The following is a 4,835-nucleotide window of genomic DNA, read 5'->3' on the forward strand; positions in this document are numbered from 1 at the left end:
AAACAAATCGGAAAAAAACGACTCTCAAATTATCCAGCGACTTACATAGACTGGGAAATGAGCCATGCCCCAATGACTAAACAGCGCATGGCATTTAATAGGATAATACGGAGTCAGGGATGAGCGAGAACGTAAAACTACGGATTGATATTGAAGCAGCAAAGGCTCTCATCCAGTGGAAAGCCCAGTTTGCAGATGAGGTTTGCGAACGGGCAAAAGAACTCGCGATTCAGTCTGATCAGCCAGATTATGTCACCTTGTTACACTACAAGCAGGCAGCAGAAATTGCACTTCAATCTCTCTCGAACACCATTCGAAACGGAGATACAACAGATGCCGTGCGAAACGCCGCCTGAATCTTCCCGGAGATCGATTCCAGAATCGACTGACGACTGGATTCGTTTATTCATCAAACACCTCGAGCTCAACTTGGCAGATGCGAGTCTCAGTCTTCCTGCCAACCCCAGTTATCCCGAGATACAAGAGACATCAATTCGAACGATATTTCAGACTTTGCTGGATTCCGGAACGAATACAGAATCGATTCTCGAAACGATGGGGCAGATTCTCTTGGAACAAAAGCCGAGATCTACCAGTTGGAATGCTGAGTTGAACCAGCGACGCTTCGAACTGATCGATAAAGAGATACAGGAAACAATCTCGTCTGAAGAAAGCATCGAATTGGCAGGTTTGACGAATCTCATGCGAAATCACGTTGATTCTGAAGAGAACCTGCCCATGAAAGGCGCAAAAGAACTTCACCGAAAGCTGCTGGAATTGGACAACAAGGATAACCCCCTTTGATTTTCGATTATCCCATTCAAAGGAGAGAGCGACTCCACGCTCCAGCGGGATATAAGATTTATGAATCTTATCGCCCGTGGCTGCGGGATGAGTTTAATTTTCGCTGTGTCTATTGCTTGAAGCGTGGGGACAGGTAACAAGTGAGTATGAACTTGATCATTTCGAGCCCCAATCGTCCAACCCTCATCGACGACTGGATTATTTGAATCTGGTCTATTCTTGCCGCCGTTGTAATTCTGTTAAACTTGATCAGGTTGTTAACGATCCCTTCCAACTGTTGAATTCGGAGAATGTCGCGACCTTATCTGACGGATCACTTCGCACGCAGGACAATGAAACGGAACGATTGATTTTACAACTTGATTTGAATTCACCACGACTCAAGTCCTGGCGAAGCATGTGGATGCGAATTGTGGCCCTTGCGGAAGGACACAATAAGGATTTGTATTATCAACTTGTTGGCTTTCCTGAAAATCTGCCGGATCTCAACAAACTGAAGCCTCCGATGAATCATCATAAGGAAGGGATTGAGCAATCCTGGTTTGCACGACGCGAACGCAACGACTTGCCAGACTCGTATTGAATGGTTCTGCATTTTTTTGATCATGGACATATCTAACTCGTGTGAAGCATGAGTCGACTTTCTACACTCCTCTCATAAATTTTTACCCGCGACTTGACAATCCGCGGCGCGTATACACATGATAACACTACTCAGTGAGCCATAAACGCAAGTTGCGACAGGCGGTAATAAATTCTGGTTTTGTTCAATTATGGAATGAGGAGTCACGTCGATATGTGTAGCAGATTTCTTTCTCTGGGATTGGTGATTTCCGTTTTGGCCTGTGGAAACTCTTTCGCGCAAAATGGTGACGTGGATGACTTGAAGATGAAAATTGAGCTCCTGGAAGCAAAATTGCTCGCTTCCGAAAAGACGGTTGAACTGCTGGAAAAAGAATGTGAACAACTCAGAAAAGAAAATGCTCAATTAAAGGGTGGGAAAGCAGATCCCGCAGATCAACAGGACCACTTCGCCCCTGGAGTCGTTTGGATAGGTGATGCAAAGTCCAACATTGAGAAGAGGGGCACTCGCTGGGCATTATCGGTTTCGGAAAGAGATGGCAAAAAATTTAGTGGGGCCATTGCTGCTGTCTTACCTGACGGAAAAAAGGTGGAATTTTCAGTTTCCGGCACAGCACCATCAATGGGAAATGGTCTTGTTGTCATCGAGTCTCCCCTCGTCGGTCGCGCCAAGATGTTCCTGCGCGGGAGAGTCACCAACGGCCAGATCGCCTTGGCCTTTACAGGAACCACAGCGCTGGGCGAGAAAATGTTTGGTTCCGCAACCCTCAAGCCTAAAAATTGATTGTTTCACCCTGCCGCGAACCCGAGCAGCAGATCGAGTAGAAACTGAGTTCAAAAGTTCTGGACGGCTAACAGACTAATAATGCCGTTATGTAATTCAGAGGCGCTGTCAACAAATTGTCATACTTGATCATCTTAAACACGATTCTGAAACAGATGCTGAGAGACTTCTCAACGAATGTGGATATTCAATACCAAAGCTCTGATCTGTGCCTTTGCCGGGTTTGCGGGATTTTTAATCTCTGTTAAATGGAACGACAGCCGTGATCTGGCGATGTTTGTCGCCATCATTTGTGCGATGCTGTTTGATGTGGCGTTACGCTTTTTCGATGATGAGACAGAGAATTCCAGCATCAATCCCGAAGCGGGCGGTCATATCTGGTTCGTTCCGATCTGGGGAGTCGGGATTCTTTTGCTGATCTTTGGGGGCTTGTCACACTTCCATCTGATTTAACTGCGGGATCACGCAGATTACTCTGCCGTACGGGCTGGCAGATCACCCGACACGGGGCGGTCACTGCCGGATACAGAATGCTCATCCTAGACCAGGTTTCGGTGCTTTCAGAGCAATTCAAAGAAATCCCAAAGAAGGCAACCAGGCTATCGGGAGCCGTAACTGGTGATCTCCCTACCTCCGGGGTCAATGGGGGCAACTCTTTTTACCACGACTGTAATGTAGGGCTGGAATTTATATGGTAGCAACTGGTAGACTGCGCAAATCTTTGACCGTTTTCCAGAGCATCACTCGCTGAGCGACTGACAGAAAACGTCGTTGCGACAAACGTTAAACCAGAAATCACCCGTTGGAGAACCGTCAGTATGTGCCCCCCCCGTCCTATTTCGATTGTTGTGTCTGGTCTGTTGACGGCCCTCGTCATAACCGCGGCCAGTTGTTCGGATGTGGCCCCGGCTAAGGCGCCCGATCAGGAATCTGCGAAGTCAGCAGAGAAAGCAGCGGCGCAGGAAACAGCTCAGGCGCCAGCCAAGCCGACAGTACCAGTAGTACCGGCGACACTGGCTGAAGCGGAGGCGGCGCTTGACCTCGAGACGTTTCCCTTACCCGAAGGCGCCAACTCACCCGGCTTTCGCCGCATGGCGGATTTCAATTACACCGTGGACAAGCCGGCGAAAGAGATACTCGACTTCAACGCGCAGGAACTCACCAAACGGGGTTGGAAAGAAGTGGCAGGCAGCCGCCGCGAGGGGCAGTTCTCCGGCGCCGATTTTACCCACGGCGATTTCCATTTGAATTTATCAGTCATGAAAACCAGTCCCAAAGATCCGGTCATGGTGAAGTTTTCCCGGTATGGCAACGTTTCTCTGACTGCATTACCGACTCCTGAAGGAGTCAAGCAGGTTTACGCCTTCCCGCAATCGGTAATGTATACGACTGACGCACCCGTTAAAGAGACCGCTGAACTGTGTCGGGAACTCATGCTGAAAGCGGGCTGGACACCCTATGGTTCAGCAGGAGATACCGCTTACTACCGGCAAAACGCGGTACTGGTTTACGTCAACGTCATGAGTGCGCCAGGCCAGGGAGGGAAGACCGCGATCATGTTGACCAGCACCCTGCTTTCTCTCGAACTACCGGCTTTCCCGGCTGCGATTGATTTCCGCTACAACGATAGTACGTCAGAGGTCTCATTCGACACAGACTCCAGTCCCACTGAAGTTGCCAGTTTTTACCGCAAGGCGTTTGGCGACGATGGCTGGAAAGCGACAACAGAAGAGCCGGTTGTGATTGACAAGAAGCTCCTCACAATCTTCCGAAAGCCGGGACAGGAGATGATCACGATCACGACGACCGAATTCGAGGGCCGCACGCGCGTGCGTATCGACCATCAGACTGCCGTCGAAGTGGCCGAAGAGGAGCTGCGCTCCAGAGAGGGAGTCGCGAACCGGGCTACTTATCAAAAGGGAGAAAAGCCCGAGGTGGCTGTTGCGACCCCCAAAGATCTCGAAGTGCAGCAGGAGAAGCCTTACGCACTGCGAATGCGGGTCAAACGCGGCACGGCTTTCGCTGTCGGTAATGCGATCGTGGAAGCGCTCATCGCGGGTGGCTGGAGTGGTGACCCGTTCGGCAAGGTACCTGTGTTCGGCACATGTTCGCTGAAAAAGGGCGAGAAACAAGTGTGGGTGATGGCGACCGAGTCGCCGAAGTCCGATCCGTGGGTGGCCGTGGTGGGCGTCGGCGTCACGCTCAAACCGATGAATCGCTGACAGCCGCTGATTTACCTTTCCGGCACATCTAATCAAGCCGGGGAGGAAGACGATGAGTAGAGCCATTGACTGTCACACTCCAGATACTCGTTTCGAGCAGCTGGAGTGTGACGGTTCGTCATCAATGGTCAAGAAAATCCATGTCTCTTTTGACATCGAAAAGTATCATCTGGTCAGTCCTGTTTGAACAGACGATGAGACTTTCGAGTTCATCCATGCCAAACATCCTCAACCGGCAGGCGAGAATTGAGAGATAATTCCATCATCCTGATCAAGCTATTTCGCTTTCAAATCAAAGTTGATTTCCAGGCCTTGCTCGCCCGCTTTTGATACGTCTGCTGTGAGCCTGGTTTTTTCAGGATCGCTGTAAATGGCAGGTAATGCTTCAATGGCCCCCTTTTCCATCGCATCGGCATCAGTGACATCATCTGTCACATCAGAGC

General features: G+C 49.9%; 6 protein-coding genes and 1 pseudogene. All 7 read left to right on the forward strand.

Going from position 1 to position 4,835, the window contains the following annotated elements; all coding sequences use genetic code 11:
* Window positions 1-119 precede the first annotated feature (119 nt).
* The 7 genes and pseudogenes from Q0294_RS01650 to Q0294_RS01675 all read left to right on the forward strand — a co-directional run bounded on the left by Q0294_RS01650 (window position 120) and on the right by Q0294_RS01675 (window position 4,392).
* The gene (locus Q0294_RS01650; protein ID WP_299460187.1) at window positions 120-356 is read left to right on the forward strand and encodes a hypothetical protein; all 237 of its coding nucleotides are present in this window, start codon (window positions 120-122) and stop codon (window positions 354-356) included.
* A 73-nt stretch (window positions 357-429) separates the two neighbouring features.
* Window positions 430-804 carry a hypothetical protein gene (locus Q0294_RS01655; RefSeq protein ID WP_299460189.1) on the forward strand — a complete coding sequence of 125 codons (375 nt, stop codon included), beginning with the start codon at window positions 430-432 and terminating at the stop codon, window positions 802-804.
* A gap of 112 nt (window positions 805-916) precedes the next feature.
* Window positions 917-1,036, forward strand: a pseudogene (locus tag Q0294_RS23360) (hypothetical protein); the annotation flags it as partial.
* A gap of 114 nt (window positions 1,037-1,150) precedes the next feature.
* Window positions 1,151-1,387 carry a hypothetical protein gene (locus Q0294_RS01660; protein ID WP_299460190.1) on the forward strand — a complete coding sequence of 79 codons (237 nt, stop codon included), beginning with the start codon at window positions 1,151-1,153 and terminating at the stop codon, window positions 1,385-1,387.
* Window positions 1,388-1,693: 306 nt separating this feature from the next.
* Complete coding sequence (locus Q0294_RS01665; RefSeq protein ID WP_299460191.1) at window positions 1,694-2,170, forward strand: hypothetical protein; 477 nt, start codon at window positions 1,694-1,696, stop codon at window positions 2,168-2,170.
* Between the two features lie 177 nt (window positions 2,171-2,347).
* Entirely contained in the window at window positions 2,348-2,623 is a 276-nt protein-coding gene (locus tag Q0294_RS01670) for a hypothetical protein (RefSeq protein ID WP_299460193.1), read from the forward strand.
* 365 nt (window positions 2,624-2,988) lie between these two features.
* Window positions 2,989-4,392 carry a hypothetical protein gene (locus Q0294_RS01675; protein WP_299460194.1) on the forward strand — a complete coding sequence of 468 codons (1,404 nt, stop codon included), beginning with the start codon at window positions 2,989-2,991 and terminating at the stop codon, window positions 4,390-4,392.
* The last annotated feature ends 443 nt before the right edge of the window (window positions 4,393-4,835 follow it).

The organism is uncultured Gimesia sp. (genome assembly GCF_937919775.1).
Lineage (GTDB): Bacteria > Planctomycetota > Planctomycetia > Planctomycetales > Planctomycetaceae > Gimesia.

Bases quoted from the DNA above. Each gene is read 5' to 3' on its own strand.
- Q0294_RS01650 (WP_299460187.1), top strand. From the start codon at position 120: ATGAGCGAGAACGTAAAACTACGGATTGATATTGAAGCAGCAAAGGCT.
- Q0294_RS01665 (WP_299460191.1), top strand. From the start codon at position 1,694: ATGAAAATTGAGCTCCTGGAAGCAAAATTGCTCGCTTCCGAAAAGACG.
- Q0294_RS01670 (WP_299460193.1), top strand. From the start codon at position 2,348: ATGTGGATATTCAATACCAAAGCTCTGATCTGTGCCTTTGCCGGGTTT.
- Q0294_RS01675 (WP_299460194.1), top strand. From the start codon at position 2,989: ATGTGCCCCCCCCGTCCTATTTCGATTGTTGTGTCTGGTCTGTTGACG.